The following is a 16,318-nucleotide window of genomic DNA, read 5'->3' as shown; positions in this document are numbered from 1 at the left end:
CGCCTTTGGCGAGTGTTTATTTTTGTAGTTGTAAATATTGTACTGCAAACATCGTCTTCGCATCATGAATACGAAGATCTTTCATAAGAATAACCGCTTCTTCTAACGATACTTCCATCAATTCCACAAACTCATCTTCATCTAACTCAGCTTTATTTTCTTTTTTCGTCAAACCTGTCGCTTTATATACATATAAAATTTCATCCGCGAACCCTGGAGATGTGTAGAAAGAAGTAATAAGCTCCATATTTTCACATCCATATCCTGTTTCCTCTTCTAATTCACGAACTGCTGTCACCTCAGGTTTTTCACCAGGTTCTAACTTGCCGGCTGGAATTTCTATAATCGCCTTTTCAAGCGCTTTACGATATTGCTCAACAAGCACAATTTTCCCCTCATCAGTAATAGCAATAATAGCAACTGCACCAGGGTGATTTACAATTTCACGTTTACTCATTGCTCCATTTGGTAATACTACATCATCAACACGAACTTTTATAACTCTACCATCAAAAATTGGTTCAGTTTTTACGGTTCTCTCTGCAAGATTACTCATACTACTTCATCTCCCTGTTCTATTTCCTATTCTTTCCTCATACATTTTACCACATTGAAAGGAGCGTGATAGAAATGAAAGTTTATATTTTACCAAATCGCGTCACTTTAGTCGGAAAAGCGTGGCAAATTCGCCATAAGCTAAAACAATATGGCAAAGAGTACACAACTGTACAAGAGTGGATTACAGCAAATAAAGGGAAAATTTAATCAGAGGGGGCATCTCCTCTGATTATTTCTCTTCACCAATCGGGATAAAAAGTAAAAGTTTGTCAACCTCTTTTCCCTTGCGTACAATAAAGATAAGGAGGTTGACTTATGAAAAAACGTCAATTAGGAAACTCGGATTTATTTGTGACAGAAATGGGACTTGGCTGTATGTCTCTCGGTACATCTGAAACAGAAGCTATGCGTATTATCGATGAAGCAATCGATTTAGGAATCAATTTTTTTGATACAGCAGATTTATATGATTATGGATTAAACGAAGAATTTGTTGGAAAAGCCTTAAAAGGGAAACGAGACCAAATCGTTCTTACAACAAAGGTTGGAAATCGATGGACAGACGAAAAAAACGGCTGGTCTTGGGATCCTTCTAAAGATTACATAAAGGCTGAAGTGAAAGAAAGTTTACGTAGACTTCAAACTGATTACATTGACCTTTATCAACTTCACGGCGGAACGCTTGAAGATCCTATAGATGAAACAATTGAAGCCTTTGAAGAATTAAAAAAAGAAGGTATCATTCGCCATTACGGTATTTCTTCTATACGTCCAAATGTCATCCGTGAATATGCAAAACATTCAAATATCGTTAGTGTATTAATGGAATATAGCCTTTTAAATCGTCGCCCTGAAGAATGGTTCCCGCTTCTTAATGAACATCAAATTAGTGTCATTGCTCGCGGACCACTTGCAAAAGGAATTCTAGCTGACAACAATGCAAGAAAGATAGAAAGAGTAAAAGAAAAGAATTACCTTTCTTATTCTTACGATGAATTATATGCGACACTCGCAATTGTAAAAGAAGTAATCAGAGAAAGCTCTTTAACCGGAACAGCTATTCAATATTGCTTACATAACGAAACTGTTGCAGCTGTTATACCTGGTGCAAGCTCTATTCAACAATTACAAGAAAATGTACAGGCTTGTAAACAAACACAGTTAACAACAGCACAATATATACAACTTCAGCAAATTGCTAAATGTGATACCTATGCTTTACATCGTTAAAAAGACGCTACCATACTGGTAGCGTCTTTTTATAACGTATCATATTTATCAGGATTCGTTCCTACATGTAAATTACGGTTTAATGTATTAATTTGATTCATTTCTTCTTCCGTTAGTGAAAAATCAAAGATAGTAAAATTCTCCTGAATGCGAGATGGTGTAACAGATTTAGGAATCGTCACTATCCCACTTTGAATATCCCATCTTAATATAACTTGCGCAGGTGTTTTTTCATATTTGTTAGCAATGGCCTGAATAATCGGGTGCTGAAATACTTCCCCGCCTCTCATTAATGGACTCCATGCTTCCATTTGAATTTGCTCACCTTGACAGAAATTACGCAATTCAAATTGTGTTAACATTGGATGAAGTTCCACTTGGTTTACCATTGGCTTCACTTTACAGTTTGGTAATAACAGTTCTAAATGATGTTTATGGAAATTAGAAACACCAATCGCGCGCACTTTACCTTCTTCGTACAGTTTTTCTAACGCTCGATACGTATCGACATACTTCCCTCTTATTGGCCAATGTATTAAATATAAATCTACATAGTCCATTTGTAATCTCTTTAGACTTTTCTCAAATGCTTCAAGTGTTTCCTCATATCCTTGATCGTCGTTCCAAACTTTTGTTGTAATAAAGATGTCTTCTCTCGGAATCCCTGATTCACGAACCGCTTCTCCGACACCGCTTTCATTTCCATATACAGTTGCTGTATCAATCGAACGGTATCCAACTTCTAACGCTGTTTTTACTGCTTGTTTTACTTCGTCGCCTTCTGTTGCTTTATAAACGCCTAGACCAATCATTGGCATTTTCACGCCATTATGAAGTGTAGTTGTTGGAATATGCACATTCGTTCTCCCTTTCATTGTTACATTTTTATAAGCCACCACTTTATTTCAACAAGATTCAATCAAAAAGTCAAAACATATGTACAGTTTACATAATAAATTTATACACCTTCAAAAATAATGCGAACTCATTCATTCACGCTATTTTCTATCCATTTCTTCGCTTTTTCATCCACATTACGTACAAACTCAGTTTTCCCTTCCGAATATAACGCACCATCATATGTATACTTTTCAGCTAATTCTTTCTTTAAAGTTGCATATGCCTCTGCTTCTTCACAATGAGCCATCATATAATCACGAAATGCTAAATGCCTTACTATCTCTGGATTTCCTTTTTCAAACACGTGTAAATGATACGAACGTTTTTCCTCCGTTCCATGAATAAAATAGCGGCGTCTTGAAATACCATTTTCTCCTTTTGCGATGTAACCAAGCTCTATAAATCGTTCATTCCACCTATCTACTCTTTCGATACTCTCTACTTCCATAATCATATCTATAATTGGTTTAGCTGCCAGTCCTGGCACTGACGTACTTCCAATATGATGAATTTTCACCGTTTCTGGCATCGCTGATTTTAATCTTTCAGCCTCTATTTGAAATTTTTCACCCCAATGATTTTCATGCGGAACAACTACAATTTTCCTCATTCTAACTTCCCCTTTCTTACAAGCTCGTCAAAAAAATGATCAGTGAAATATCACTGATCATTTTTTTATTATTTAAAGTCTTTCCAAGTAAGGCTACTTTCACTTAACAGTTCTTCAAATGATTTATTCTTTTCACGTTCTTTTTGTTCTTGGCGCTTTCTTTCCAGTTCTGCTGCCTCTTTTTTCTCTTCTCTCACTTGCAATTCTTTCTTCTTATTCTTTAATTGCTGCATAAGTGAATCATTTAATTGATCACCTAATGTAAGAGATTCTTTCTTTGATTGATTCACTTGAGATTGTCTTTGCATTTGTCTTTGTTTCTTTTTCTTCATGCTGCTCACCTTTTACTTTTTTCTCCATTATAGTAGATACAAGATGAAATCGACAACAAAAAAGGGTCATTACTCTATTATTCATCTTTTGTAAATATGTTAATTTTTCGAAAAAACTAAATTTTTATATAGATATAATCCTATGAATCTATTAAAATTATGTCGTATGATGTCAGATTATAAAAAAAGGAGAATTAAATTATGTGGAAAAAAATTATTCCTGCTGTTGCCGTTTTAAGCACCATTACTTTTTCAAGCGTATTTGCCGCTCCCCCATCTCAGACTCCAGCTGAACAAAACCGCTACATAGACGTACAAATGCTTGGTATTAATGATTTTCATGGACAACTAGATACTGTTAAAAAAATTAATAATAAAGAAGCTGGTGGCGCTGATTACTTAGCTACTTATTTAAAAGAACGGAAAAAACAAAACCCGAATACACTTCTCGTACATGCTGGTGATATTGTAGGTGCTAGTCCACCAGTTTCAGCATTATTACAAGATGAGCCTACAATTGAATTTTTAAATGACTTAAAGTTTGATGTTGGTACAATCGGAAACCATGAATTTGATGAAGGTATCGATGAAATGAAACGCCTCATTTACGGTGGATATCACGAAAAAACAGGAAATTTCAAAGGCGCTAACTTCCCTTATGTCGCTGCAAACTTCTATAACAAATCAACTGGTCGACTATTTTTACCCCCATTTACTGTAAAAATGGTAAACGGTGTACCTGTAGGATTCATTGGCGTTGTTACAACTGATACACCAAATGTCGTTATGCCAACTATGCTTCAAAATGTAGAAATCACTGACGAAGTAGAAGCAATTAATAAATCAGCGCAACAATTAAAGCGTCTCGGTGTTAAATCTATTGTCGTCCTTGCTCATGTCGGTGGAACAACAGATGAATCTGGTATAACAAATGGAGACCTTACTCGAATTGCAAATGAAACAGACCCGGAAGTTGATATTATTTTCGGTGGACATAGTCATACGTATGTAAATGGTACAGTAAATAATAAACTAATTGTCCAAGCGAACTCTTACGGAATGGCTTTCTCTGATGTGGATGTAACGATTGATAGAAAAACAAAAGATATTGTGAAGAAAAAAGCTGAAGTTGTTACAACATACCATGAAGGTGTAGAACCTGATAAACAAGTAAAGAAAAAACTAGATCAATATAAAGAAAAAATCGCACCACTTGTAAATGAAGTTGTCGGAAAATCTACAGCACCTATCGACCGTAAACAAAATGCTGCCGGTGAGTCCACTCTTGGAAATTTAGTTGCCGATGCCCAGCGCCAAACGATGCAAACTCAAATCGCACTTATGAATCCGGGCGGCATTCGTAATGACTTAGATGCTGGCGATATTACATGGGGCGAATTATATGGTATTCAGCCTTTTGGAAACCAATTGATTAAAGTAGATTTAACAGGTCAAGACATTCGCGACATTTTAAATCAGCAATGGCAAAAAGGTACGACAAGAATGCTTCAAATTTCAGGTATTCAATATACGTGGGATGCAAACAAACCAAACGGTGAAAAAGTTACAAATATACGTTTAACAAACGGAGAAGAATTATCTCCATCTAAAACGTATAGCGTAGTAGCGAATGCTTTCTTAGCTTCTGGTGGTGATGGATTTGTATCATTTAAAAATGGGAAGAATTCAGAAACTGGTCCAAACGACTTTGAAGCACTAGTCGATTACGTAAAACAATTAAAAGAACCAATTCAGCCAGTTATTGATGGAAGAATTCAAAAAGTAAATTAAGTATTTTCCTAATAAACAATCCAATTTTTTCAATGCAAAGGATATGCACTTATCCTGTATATTATCCGTAATATACAGGAAACAAAGAAAAGGATACTCGTTCTTACAATGAACATAGTATCCTTTTTTAGTTATCAAAATGTGATGTTTTGTTAAAATCATATTGTTGTAAAAATTGTTGTAACGCCTCTTCTACAAGTTTAGATTTTTGAATTCCTTTCGATTCTGATATGGCGTCTAATTTTGCTAATATTTCTTTATTAATAGAAAAGGTACGCTTCTTTTTTTCTGTACTTATATTCATAATGGGTGCACTTACTTCTTCTCTCTTTCTTAGTAATTCATAAATACTTTGTAATTGCTCATAAATTAATAATTGATAATCCGTTTTCGCATATTGAAGGGCTGTCGCTTCTTGGAGTTGTAAGTGACGCGGTTCTTCTCCATCTCCTACAAAAATACGTTTCTTCTGTTCTCCATCATATTCGTATCCAATCAATCTTAATTTCTTTGATAATGTATACGGGCTCATTTCAAGACGTTTTGCTATAATAGCGATGGATTCACGTCTATTTAAACAATCTATAATTTCTCCAATCGTCACAATTTCCCACCTCCCGTGTTGAAATGACACTAGTATGGTATGTTACAATGATTTTCTAACAGTATATGCAAAACGAATAGCCTGTGCGATTCATACGATTTCAGAAAAGGAGGTTTTCAATATGCTTTTTCGTAGCTACACTCCGCAGTTCTATAATGAAAATAAACAACTCATTCCTAATAGTATCGCTACGATGGAAAGCGTTATGATTAACAATCGAAAACAAACCCTCCTTATGCGCGGGCAAAACATAGAGCAGCCTATTTTATTGTGCTGTCATGGTGGACCTGGCATGGCACAAATCGGATTTATTCGCCATTTTCAAAAAGAATTGGAGAAACACTTTATCGTTATTAATTGGGACCAACGCGGGGCAGGCAAATCCTTTTCAATGAAAGATTTCGGAGCAAATTTTACAATCAAACAATTCGTTTCCGATGCAAAAGAAGTGATTCAATATGTACTGAAAAAGTTTAACAAACAAAAACTCTTTCTCGCTGGTCATTCTTGGGGAAGCATTATTGGGCTTAACATAGCACATCAATATCCACAGTATATCGAGGCCTACATCGGTATTGGGCAAATTGTACATATGAAACAAAACGAAGAATTACTATATCAACATTTAATTCGTTCTGCCAAAAAGCATGATCATAAAAAAGCATTAGCTTCTCTTTTAAAATTAGGTAAACCACCATTTTTAGATACGAGACGTCTCATTATTCAAAGAAAGTGGCTTGGCACATTCGGAGGAGCAATCCAAAACGGATCTTCCTTTTCTTTCATACGAAAAGGTTTCTTTTCTCCTGAATATACGCTATTAGATTGGTTCAAGTTTCTCATAGGAAACTTAAAATCTGGTGTTTTATGGGAAGAAATGCTGACAATTGATTTCTTTTCGTCCATTTCAAGTTTATCTATTCCTGTTTACTTTTGTTCTGGCCGCTATGATTATCAAACTCCTTATGCACTCGTTCAGGAATATTGTGATGTTATGGAAGCACCTATAAAAAAGATGATTTGGTTTCCAAATTCAGCACATTCTCCTGATTTAGAAGAACCGGAATTATTTGCCAATTCTTTACAATCAATTAAAAAAGAGCTAACTTTTCAGCATTAGTAACAAAGGGCTCTTTTACATTTCATAAAAAACATTTTATAATAATATGTCGCAACTATGTATAAATCTAGCAAAGTGCTTCATATTTACTTGCCTTAACAGAATAAAAAATTTAGGGAGATTACATTTATTATGAATGCTGTACTCGTCGCAGTAGCAGTTATGCTATTGCTTAGTTTGTTACGTGTCCAGGTCATTGTCGCCATCATTGTTGGAGCTTTAACAGGCGGAATTATCGGCGGACTCGGTATTTCAGAAACTATTAACACTTTTACCACTGGTCTTGGAAACAGTGCTCCAATCGCTTTAAGTTATGCAATGCTTGGCGGTTTCGCTATTTCCCTTTCCAAAACAGGACTTCCAGATGCCATGATTCAAACGGCATTAAAATGGATTGGCAATGAACAAGACACAAAAAAACAAGTTTATTCAAAAATACTTATTTTATTTATCATTTTAACGATGGCTTGTTTCTCACAAAATGTTATTCCTGTTCATATCGCTTTCATCCCCATCTTAATTCCAGCACTTTTAAAAGTATTAAACGAGCTGAAAGTAGATAGAAGGCTTGTTACATGTATTATTACATTCGGATTAATTACTCCTTATATGTGGATTCCTGCAGGATTCGGAAAAATTTATCATGACGTATTGCAAACAAATGCCGCGCAAAGTGGTCTTACATTTGACGTTACACTTATTCCAAAAGCGATGACTATTCCAGCAATCGGTATGATTATCGGATTATGTGTCGCGGTATTTATTACGTACCGAAAACCTCGTACGTATGAAACTGAACAAGTTCATACTACCGAAAATGAAATCGTTCCCTATACAAAACGAAGCATTACTTTCGGGTTAGTATCTATCTTAGCTACATTGACTGTTCAATTAGCAACAGAATCAATGATTTTCGGTGCTCTAGCGGGGATTATCGTTTTATCAGTTAGTGGTAGTCTACCTCTTAAAGAAGCAGATGCAATTTTAACAAGCGGAATGCGTATGATGTCCTTTATCGGATTTGTTATGATTTCTGCCGCTGGGTTCGGTGCTGTCCTTCGAAAAACAGGACATGTTGAATCCCTTGTACAAACGAGTGCACATATGATTGGGAATAACAAACCACTCGCTGCATTTCTTATGCTCGTTATTGGACTTCTCGTTACGATGGGAATTGGTTCATCCTTTTCAACCATCCCTATTTTAACAACAATTTTTGTACCTCTTTGCATTCAACTTGGATTTAGTCCAATGGCTACAATTGCAATTATCGGTACAGCCGGAGCGCTAGGCGATGCAGGATCTCCAGCATCAGATAGTACACTTGGACCAACATCCGGTTTAAATGCTGATGGTCAACACCATCATATATGGGATACATGTGTACCAACTTTTCTGCATTATAATATACCGTTACTTATATTTGGCTTTATTGCCGCAATTACATTATAAAAGGTGCGTTTTATACGCACCTTTTACTTTTTTATTTTTCCTTTTAATTGTTGCAAAGCTATTTTCCCATTTTCCTCGACACAACTTTCAATTTTCATGAGTGATGGGCCTATCCATTCACTGTCTATGCTCCCGTTCAGTCCAATAATTTTCAATTTATTCGGTATACAGATATTTAAATTTTTCGCTGCTCGAATTAACTCAAAAGTAATCTTATCACTTGAAGTTACAATTCCATCTATATACGGATTGTTTTGCAATAATGTAATAAACTGTTTATTCGTATACCCTTGTACACATTCTTCTCGATAAGAGACTCCTTCTTCCCAAACAGCATCTAAAAATCCTGATATGTGCTCTTCCATTTCTTCACTATCTTCTCCCTCACCGAAATAAGCAAGGAAGTGACAGCCTTTCTCTTTTAATAAAGAAACCGCTCTTTGTCCACTTTCATAATAATTTGTATGTGATTTTTTTTTATCAACCACAACAAACGGAAGTGGAATTTCTCCTATACTTTTAAAAACGGCTCTTGTCAAAATAACACCTGCAACGTTATTTTCCTTCAACATATGTATGTACCTATCTTTATTCTCTATATTACAAACAATGATTTGATATCCTTCGTTATATGCTATTTCCTCAATACAATGTAGCAAAGTGATGTTTGATGGGTCATATAAATTATCTACAAGTAATGCAATTATCGTTGAATCTTGTTTAAACAATGGCTTCGCTGTAACATTTGGCCTATAACGTAATTCTTCAATTGCTTCCTTTACTTGTTTTACTGTGTCCTCATGAACGTATCCTTTTTCATTCATAACTCGTGAAACGGTTGCGACTGAAACACCTGCTAATTTTGCCACATCACGTATAGTTGCCACATCGTCACCCCTTAATATGGTAATAGATTACAATTTTACGGTAACCTATATTCTACTATTCGTCAAGGTTAATAACTTATATTTCTGAAAATTGTTACATCATTTCATTAAATGATACTCTAATTGAATTTCATGCAAAATTGAGATACCGTCATATCCAATACGTGGAATTTCTTTCTTTATCTTTCGTGCTTCTTCCACTGCGTTCACATATAAATGAGTCATCACAAAATTACGTTTTTGGTAAAAACGTAACGCATTCATATTATCATTTGTTGTAATAAGCCAAACCTGCCTGCACCGTTCTTCTTCTGCAACTTGTAATACACAATCTACAAGCTTCGTCCCTATTCCTTTTCTTTCTTCTAAGCTATCTAACGATACAATTTCACACATATTTCCGTTCACTTCATATGTTATAATTCCGATTATTCTGTCATCTGAGAGCGCAACAAATCCTGACAACTCTTCTAACCGATGCCCCTTACCACGCGAAACCATCAATGAACTTCCCCAGTTCGCACACATGAACATTCGGATTGTTTCTTTCATCGCTGGTGTAATTTTTTGTATATGCAGCATTTCCTATTTCTCCCCTTTTCTATCATTGTGATACAATATAAGTGTATCACATGTAACGGTATTTGGAGGATGAGGTAAAGTATGAAACGTTTTTTTGCAGCATTGTTTACTATACTAGGTGCGATAACTGCCCTTGGGATTTTCTTTACAAATAAAGTGATGTACTTAAAGAAAAAAACAGAGGAAGAAGTACTCGAAAGAGAAACGAAAAAACATTTTCGTATAGAGGATTTTGATGCTCTTCATAAAGAAGAAATTCATATCCCTTCGCAATTCGGATATGATCTTCACGGGTATTACATTCCTGCTGGTCATTCCAATAAGTTTATGGTTTTTTGTCACGGCGTAACTGTAAATAAAATGAACTCTGTAAAATATGCAAACTTATTTTTAAACAGAGGATATAATGTCGTTATTTATGATCATCGTCGTCATGGTAGAACTGGTGGAAAAACAACAAGCTATGGATATTATGAAAAACATGATTTAAAATCTGTAGTTGACTGGCTAAAAAGTCGTTTTGGCACAAATATAACCCTTGGTATTCATGGTGAATCGATGGGAGCTGCAACACTTCTTCAATACGCAGGGCTTGTAGAAGATGGGGCTGATTTTTATATTGCGGATTGTCCTTTCTCTGATTTTTACGGGCAATTGCAGCACCGTTTAAAAGTGGAATTCCATTTACCAAAATGGCCTTTATTACCTTTAGCAAACGCATTTTTAAAAGTTCGCGACGGTTATACAATTCGTGAAGTGTCACCAATCGACTGTATAAAAAACATTAACAATCCCGTTCTCTTTATTCATAGTAAAGATGACGATTATATTTTAGCTGATATGACAAAAGCGTTATATGAAGCAAAAGAGAATAAGAAACAACTTTATATTGCAGAACACGGTGCACATGCTTGCTCTTATAACGAAAATAAAGAAGAGTATGAAGCAGCCGTCGATCAATTTTTAAACACATATGTGAAAGAAACAAAAAACAGGCTTGCATAAGCCTGTTTTTTTATTGCGCTAAAACGTCTGTAACTTGTTCCATATTTTCAGAAATCCATTGCATTGCATCATCTAACGTTGGAAATTCTGTCGTTTGAAAGGTTACTTCATCTTGAAGTAACCAAACATCCTTCGATTCTTGTCCTACACCTGCAATGGACCAATGTAACAAACTATATGGATGATTATCATTCAAAAATGATGCCCACGTGCGCTCATCTGCAATATTTCGTAATGTACGTAATTGTTTATCCATCTTTCGTCACCTTACTCTAGTCAGTTATAAAAAACATTATAACACTCTCTTCTCTTTCGAACAAAGTGCTCTTTTTGCCCCGCTATTTGCGGGCAGTAAAAATCCTACCTCAAAATTCAGCTGAAACAAAGACGTTAGGTGTGAGATTAACTGCCCCTAAAAGCCCGATTGGTTCAACTAATAATCAGTGGGGGATGCCTCCCCCACTGATTAAAGTTTCACTTTATATTGTCAAGTACTTCTCTTGATTATATGATGGAATTAAGCGTTTGGGAAGGAGGGATAGTGTTGGCAAAAGTACAAATTAAAGTAAATGACAATGGCTCTTTTCGCGTTACAGGGGACGTGGAATTAGTCGACTCACAGGGGAATGTATTCCCAGCAAAACCGGCATTTTCTTTATGCCGTTGTGGTTTATCAAAAAATATGCCTTATTGCGATGCTTCGCATAAAGGTAAATTTGAGTCTGTTGTTAGAGCACCAGAGGCAGAATAATTTTACATGTGACATGCACATTTTTTTGTGCATGTTTTTTCTTTTTATCAACTCCGCTATATCCCTTCTCCTTACAACATTTCTAATACTTTTGTCTTCATTCCAGCCTACATATATTTTCACACAATTCTTCACATTCGAATACTTTTTACTAGCCTTTTATTTTTTTTGTGCTATAATTTGACCAAACAGCATCCTTCGGGGTCGGGTGAAATTCCCAACCGGCGGTGATGAAGCGAAAGCTTCTAAGTCCGTGACCCGTTTTCAACTCGAAAACGGTGGATCTAGTGAAACTCTAGGGCCGACAGTATAGTCTGGATGGGAGAAGGATATGTTTCTAGTTTTTTATATAGTGAATACACTTTTATTTCAGTATGCATATTTTTAAAGATTCATTTTGATTCTTTATATATGTTTAGTTTTCTATACTCATTTTTTATACTGAAATAAAAAGAGACAACTAGCGTTTAAAAAATCCGATATTTTGCTAGGTTTTTTCCTTATGCAGAAATATCGATTATCGTTAGGTTTCTTCCCTATGCTTTCGTATTCGAACTATATTTCTAGAAATCACGTCTCCCAAACCCCAAGGATATTAAATCCTTGGGGTTTTTTGATTTTTTTAGGAGAGGTGAAGAAAATGACAGATCAAGAATATATGAGGATTGCCCTGCAGTTAGCAGAAGGAACATCAGGACAAACAAGTCCAAATCCTATGGTTGGTGCTGTTGTTATAAAAGATGGAAACATCGTCGGTATGGGGGCTCATTTACGTGCTGGTAAAGAACACGCAGAAGTTCATGCCCTTCAAATGGCTGGTCAGAACGCCAAAGGCGCTACCGTTTATGTAACACTGGAACCGTGTAGCCATTTTGGAAAAACACCACCTTGCTGTGAATTGCTCATCGAAAAGGGAGTTAAGCGCGTTGTAATTGCTACCCTTGATTGTAACCCGCTCGTTTCTGGTAATGGAAAAAGGAGATTAGAAGAAGCTGGAATCGAAGTAACTACCGGTGTCCTTGAAGCAGAAGCAGTTTTATTAAATCGCTACTTTTTTCACTACATGAAAACGAAACGCCCATTTGTAACAATAAAAACAGCGATGAGCTTAGATGGAAAAACAGCAACTGTAACTGGTGACAGTAAATGGATTACAGGTGAAGAAGCACGAGCTGATGTTCATCAATATCGCCATACACACGATGCAATTCTTGTTGGAGTGAATACAGTTATAGCTGATAATCCGCATTTAACAACAAGAATTCCTAATGGGGGTAAAAATCCAATACGCGTTATTTTAGATACTCATTTAAAAACGCCACCATCTTCTCATGTCATAACAGATTGTTTAACACCGACATGGATTATGGTTGGTAAGGATGTAAATAAAGAGAAAATAGCTTCTTATGAATCTGAAAATATATTTATATTCCAAATGAAAACGAAACAAATTGAAATTCAAGATGTTTTAGACCTACTCGGTGAAAAACAAATCCTATCTCTTTTCGTTGAGGGTGGTCAAACGGTTCATGCAAGTTTCTTACAAACAAATAATTTCAATGAAATTGTAACTTATATAAGTCCAAAATTAATTGGCGGGAAAGATGCCCCTACTTTATTTGGCGGAAATGGTTTTTCAAAATTACAAGATGCGCTTTCCTTAAAAATTCAAGAGATGAAACAAATTGGCGATGATATAAAAATCGTTGCGAATGCCCGAAACGAGGTGACGAAATGTTTACAGGAATTGTAGAAGAATTAGGAACGATAACAAATATGCAACAAAGCGGGGAAGCAATGAAGTTAACGATACATGCAAATGAAATTTTATCAGATGTTCATTTAGGCGATAGTATAGCGGTTAACGGTATTTGCTTAACTGTAACGAGCTTTACACCTACTTCATTTACAGTTGATGCAATGCCCGAAACGATGAAATCAACATCACTTTGCCTACTCAAATCACACTCTAAAGTAAATTTAGAGCGAGCAATGGCTGCAAATGGACGATTCGGTGGACATTTCGTTTCAGGACATATTGATGGCATCGGGACGATATTAAACAAAAAACAACACTATAATGCCATCTATTACAAAATAGCTATTTCGGATGAACTGCTACGCTATTGTTTGCATAAAGGATCCATTGCTGTTGATGGAACGAGTTTGACAATATTTGATATAGACGAATCTTCCATTACAATCTCACTCATCCCGCACACAGTAAGCGAATCTGTTATCGGAGAAAAGAATGCCGGTGACATCGTAAACATTGAGTGTGACATGATTGGTAAATATATCGAACGCTTTATTACTAAGCCTGTAAGACGAAAAGGTTCAATGACCGAAAACTTTTTACAAGAAAACGGATTTCTATAAGGGGGAAGCATTATGTTTCATCGTATTGAAGAAGCTCTAGAAGATTTAAAACAAGGAAAAGTCGTTATCGTATGTGATGATGAAAACCGTGAAAACGAAGGCGATTTTATCGCTTTAGCAGAGTATATTACGCCAGAAACGATTAATTTTATGATTACACATGGACGCGGTCTCGTTTGTGTACCGATTACGGAAGGGTACGCAGAACGCCTACAACTAGAACCAATGGTATCTCATAATACAGATTCGCATCATACTGCATTTACAGTGAGCATTGACCATGTTTCTACCACAACAGGGATTAGCGCTCACGAACGTGCAACTACGATACAAGAATTGTTAAACCCTGCATCAAAAGGCGCTGATTTTAATCGACCTGGACATATCTTTCCATTAATCGCGAAAGAAGGCGGTGTCCTGCGTCGTGCTGGTCATACAGAAGCTGCTGTCGATTTAGCACAGCTTTGCGGAGCAGAACCAGCTGGAGTCATTTGCGAGATTATCAATGAGGACGGTACGATGGCACGCGTCCCTGATTTACTACAGTGTGCAAAACAATTTGATATAAAAATGATTACAATAGAAGATTTAATCGCTTATCGCCGCCATCATGAAACACTCGTGACGAGAGAAGTGGAAATTACATTACCTACAGATTTCGGTACTTTTCAAGCAATTGGCTATTCTAACTCATTAGATACGAAAGAACATATCGCACTCGTAAAAGGTGATATTTCAACAGGTGAGCCTGTACTTGTACGCGTTCATTCAGAGTGCTTAACAGGAGATGTATTTGGCTCGTGCCGCTGTGATTGCGGACCACAACTCCATGCTGCACTTGCTCAAATTGAGCGTGAAGGAAAAGGCGTTCTTCTTTATATGAGACAAGAAGGACGAGGCATTGGCCTTCTTAATAAGCTTCGCGCTTATAAGTTACAAGAAGAAGGCTTCGATACTGTAGAAGCAAACGAAAAACTTGGGTTCCCCGCTGACCTTCGTGATTACGGTATCGGCGCTCAAATATTAAAAGATTTAGGTTTACAACATTTACGATTATTAACGAATAATCCAAGAAAAATTGCTGGCTTACAAGGTTATGATTTAAAAGTTACGGAGCGCGTACCGTTGCAAATGCCAACAAAAGAAGAGAATAAAACGTATTTACAAACGAAAGTAAACAAATTAGGACATTTATTAAACTTATAATCAAAGGAGAGATTTATTATGGTATTCGAAGGTCATTTAGTTGGTACAGGATTAAAAGTTGGGGTTGTTGTTGGACGTTTTAATGAATTTATTACAAGTAAGTTACTAGGCGGAGCTTTAGATGGATTAAAGCGTCACGGTGTAGAAGAAAACGATATTGATGTTGCTTGGGTTCCTGGCGCATTCGAAATTCCTTTAATCGCTAAAAAGATGGCGAATAGCGGAAAATATGATGCTGTTATTACGTTAGGCACTGTAATTCGTGGTGCTACAACACATTACGATTATGTTTGTAATGAAGTAGCAAAAGGTGTTGCATCTTTATCACTTCAAACAGACATTCCAGTTATTTTCGGTGTATTAACGACAGAAACGATTGAGCAAGCGATTGAACGCGCGGGCACGAAAGCTGGTAATAAAGGCTATGAATCTGCAGTTGCTGCCATTGAAATGGCTCACTTATCAAAACAATGGGCATAAAAAATAAAAAGAGGCTGCGGCCTCTTTTTATTTTTTTACTTTTTTCCGTACATCTTTTATTAATTCATTCATTGTTTTTCCTTCTGTTTGTATATGAAGCGTTTGTGCTGTTCTCCATACATTCTCTCTTTTCTTCGCTTCTTCTATAATAGTAATTTCTTTTCGTACTTCCTTTAAATCTTTCCCTTCTGTTTTCAATCCAAAATGTTCAGCTTTCGTTCGAAAATGTTGTTCAATTCGTTGTTGCATCTCTTTTTGTTCAGGATTTTCAGCGGCCTTAACTGGATCAGCACTTATTGCTTTTAGTAAAATTAGACAAGTCATAATCGCTAATATATATTTGTGCATGTAAAATCCTCCAACCCAATATAAATTACATATTTACTATGTACAATTAGGGCTTGGAAAATTCGTCCGCAAAAATTATATTT

The 16,318-nt window shown here is 36.1% G+C and carries 20 protein-coding genes and 1 riboswitch; of the genes, 11 read left to right on the top strand and 9 right to left on the bottom strand.

Annotation, left to right across the window (positions count from 1 at the left end; translation table 11 throughout):
* Positions 1–16 precede the first annotated feature (16 nt).
* Entirely contained in the window at positions 17–556 is a 540-nt protein-coding gene (locus V7S50_RS01350) for an NUDIX hydrolase (protein WP_242252129.1), read from the bottom strand.
* Positions 557–630: 74 nt separating this feature from the next.
* On the opposite strand from V7S50_RS01350, the gene mciZ reads away from it, so the two are divergent.
* Together mciZ and lolS are read left to right on the top strand one after the other, a co-directional pair.
* Positions 631–765, top strand: coding sequence for a Z-ring formation inhibitor MciZ (gene mciZ, locus V7S50_RS01345; RefSeq protein ID WP_063223066.1), 135 nt, complete (start codon positions 631–633; stop codon positions 763–765).
* A 108-nt stretch (positions 766–873) separates the two neighbouring features.
* Entirely contained in the window at positions 874–1,788 is a 915-nt protein-coding gene (lolS, locus tag V7S50_RS01340) for an aldo/keto reductase (RefSeq protein ID WP_242252130.1), read from the top strand.
* 29 nt (positions 1,789–1,817) lie between these two features.
* Here lolS and V7S50_RS01335 read toward each other — a convergent pair whose 3' ends face one another.
* The 3 genes from V7S50_RS01335 to V7S50_RS01325 form a co-directional block, all read right to left on the bottom strand.
* Positions 1,818–2,645 (bottom strand): aldo/keto reductase, encoded by an 828-nt coding sequence (locus tag V7S50_RS01335; protein ID WP_199677483.1) that lies wholly within the window; start codon positions 2,643–2,645, stop codon positions 1,818–1,820.
* Between the two features lie 128 nt (positions 2,646–2,773).
* Positions 2,774–3,298 (bottom strand): GrpB family protein, encoded by a 525-nt coding sequence (locus V7S50_RS01330; protein WP_063223063.1) that lies wholly within the window; start codon positions 3,296–3,298, stop codon positions 2,774–2,776.
* A 68-nt stretch (positions 3,299–3,366) separates the two neighbouring features.
* Entirely contained in the window at positions 3,367–3,630 is a 264-nt protein-coding gene (locus V7S50_RS01325; protein WP_063223062.1) for a YqkE family protein, read from the bottom strand.
* 201 nt (positions 3,631–3,831) lie between these two features.
* Here V7S50_RS01325 and V7S50_RS01320 point away from each other — a divergent pair, with 201 nt between their 5' ends.
* Positions 3,832–5,421 carry a bifunctional metallophosphatase/5'-nucleotidase gene (locus V7S50_RS01320; protein WP_242252131.1) on the top strand — a complete coding sequence of 530 codons (1,590 nt, stop codon included), beginning with the start codon at positions 3,832–3,834 and terminating at the stop codon, positions 5,419–5,421.
* 127 nt (positions 5,422–5,548) lie between these two features.
* Here V7S50_RS01320 and V7S50_RS01315 read toward each other — a convergent pair whose 3' ends face one another.
* Complete coding sequence (locus V7S50_RS01315) at positions 5,549–6,025, bottom strand: ribbon-helix-helix domain-containing protein (protein ID WP_242252132.1); 477 nt, start codon at positions 6,023–6,025, stop codon at positions 5,549–5,551.
* A 121-nt stretch (positions 6,026–6,146) separates the two neighbouring features.
* Here V7S50_RS01315 and V7S50_RS01310 point away from each other — a divergent pair, with 121 nt between their 5' ends.
* Positions 6,147–7,145, top strand: a complete 999-nt coding sequence (locus V7S50_RS01310; RefSeq protein WP_242252133.1) for an alpha/beta fold hydrolase — start codon at positions 6,147–6,149, stop codon at positions 7,143–7,145.
* Between the two features lie 132 nt (positions 7,146–7,277).
* Positions 7,278–8,597, top strand: coding sequence for a Na+/H+ antiporter family protein (locus V7S50_RS01305; protein ID WP_242252134.1), 1,320 nt, complete (start codon positions 7,278–7,280; stop codon positions 8,595–8,597).
* A 23-nt stretch (positions 8,598–8,620) separates the two neighbouring features.
* Here V7S50_RS01305 and V7S50_RS01300 read toward each other — a convergent pair whose 3' ends face one another.
* Together V7S50_RS01300 and V7S50_RS01295 are read right to left on the bottom strand one after the other, a co-directional pair.
* The gene (locus V7S50_RS01300; protein WP_242252135.1) at positions 8,621–9,484 is read right to left on the bottom strand and encodes a LacI family DNA-binding transcriptional regulator; all 864 of its coding nucleotides are present in this window, start codon (positions 9,482–9,484) and stop codon (positions 8,621–8,623) included.
* Positions 9,485–9,583: 99 nt separating this feature from the next.
* Positions 9,584–10,066, bottom strand: a complete 483-nt coding sequence (locus V7S50_RS01295; protein WP_242252136.1) for a GNAT family N-acetyltransferase — start codon at positions 10,064–10,066, stop codon at positions 9,584–9,586.
* 81 nt (positions 10,067–10,147) lie between these two features.
* Here V7S50_RS01295 and V7S50_RS01290 point away from each other — a divergent pair, with 81 nt between their 5' ends.
* A complete protein-coding gene (locus V7S50_RS01290) occupies positions 10,148–11,071 on the top strand; it encodes an alpha/beta hydrolase (protein WP_063223056.1) in 924 nt (307 codons plus the stop codon).
* Positions 11,072–11,081: 10 nt separating this feature from the next.
* Here V7S50_RS01290 and V7S50_RS01285 read toward each other — a convergent pair whose 3' ends face one another.
* Positions 11,082–11,327: a DUF2552 family protein gene (locus V7S50_RS01285; RefSeq protein WP_060632177.1), complete on the bottom strand. Its 246-nt coding sequence runs from the start codon at positions 11,325–11,327 to the stop codon at positions 11,082–11,084.
* A gap of 288 nt (positions 11,328–11,615) precedes the next feature.
* Between V7S50_RS01285 and V7S50_RS01280 the strand changes: the two genes are divergently transcribed.
* The 5 genes from V7S50_RS01280 (at position 11,616) to ribH (ending at position 15,887) form a co-directional block, all read left to right on the top strand.
* Positions 11,616–11,822: a CDGSH iron-sulfur domain-containing protein gene (locus V7S50_RS01280; protein ID WP_001151582.1), complete on the top strand. Its 207-nt coding sequence runs from the start codon at positions 11,616–11,618 to the stop codon at positions 11,820–11,822.
* Positions 11,823–12,012: 190 nt separating this feature from the next.
* A riboswitch (FMN riboswitch) is annotated at positions 12,013–12,156 on the top strand.
* A gap of 306 nt (positions 12,157–12,462) precedes the next feature.
* Positions 12,463–13,575, top strand: a complete 1,113-nt coding sequence (gene ribD / locus V7S50_RS01275) for a bifunctional diaminohydroxyphosphoribosylaminopyrimidine deaminase/5-amino-6-(5-phosphoribosylamino)uracil reductase RibD (protein ID WP_242252137.1) — start codon at positions 12,463–12,465, stop codon at positions 13,573–13,575.
* Positions 13,557–14,201 (top strand): riboflavin synthase subunit alpha, encoded by a 645-nt coding sequence (gene ribE / locus V7S50_RS01270; protein ID WP_242252138.1) that lies wholly within the window; start codon positions 13,557–13,559, stop codon positions 14,199–14,201. The genes ribD and ribE overlap by 19 nt, the downstream gene beginning before the upstream one ends.
* Before the next feature lie 12 nt (positions 14,202–14,213).
* A complete protein-coding gene (gene ribBA, locus V7S50_RS01265) occupies positions 14,214–15,407 on the top strand; it encodes a bifunctional 3,4-dihydroxy-2-butanone 4-phosphate synthase/GTP cyclohydrolase II (RefSeq protein WP_098556057.1) in 1,194 nt (397 codons plus the stop codon).
* Between the two features lie 18 nt (positions 15,408–15,425).
* Positions 15,426–15,887 (top strand): 6,7-dimethyl-8-ribityllumazine synthase, encoded by a 462-nt coding sequence (gene ribH, locus V7S50_RS01260; RefSeq protein WP_000230892.1) that lies wholly within the window; start codon positions 15,426–15,428, stop codon positions 15,885–15,887.
* Positions 15,888–15,914: 27 nt separating this feature from the next.
* Here ribH and V7S50_RS01255 read toward each other — a convergent pair whose 3' ends face one another.
* Positions 15,915–16,235 carry a hypothetical protein gene (locus V7S50_RS01255; protein WP_097950637.1) on the bottom strand — a complete coding sequence of 107 codons (321 nt, stop codon included), beginning with the start codon at positions 16,233–16,235 and terminating at the stop codon, positions 15,915–15,917.
* Positions 16,236–16,318: the final 83 nt, after the last annotated feature.

This window comes from Bacillus sp. CCNWLW194 (assembly GCF_037120585.1).
GTDB lineage: Bacteria > Bacillota > Bacilli > Bacillales > Bacillaceae_G > Bacillus_A > Bacillus_A basilensis.
The sequence above is the reverse complement of the archived record's forward strand: the minus strand, read 5'-3'. Positions and strand labels throughout refer to the sequence as shown.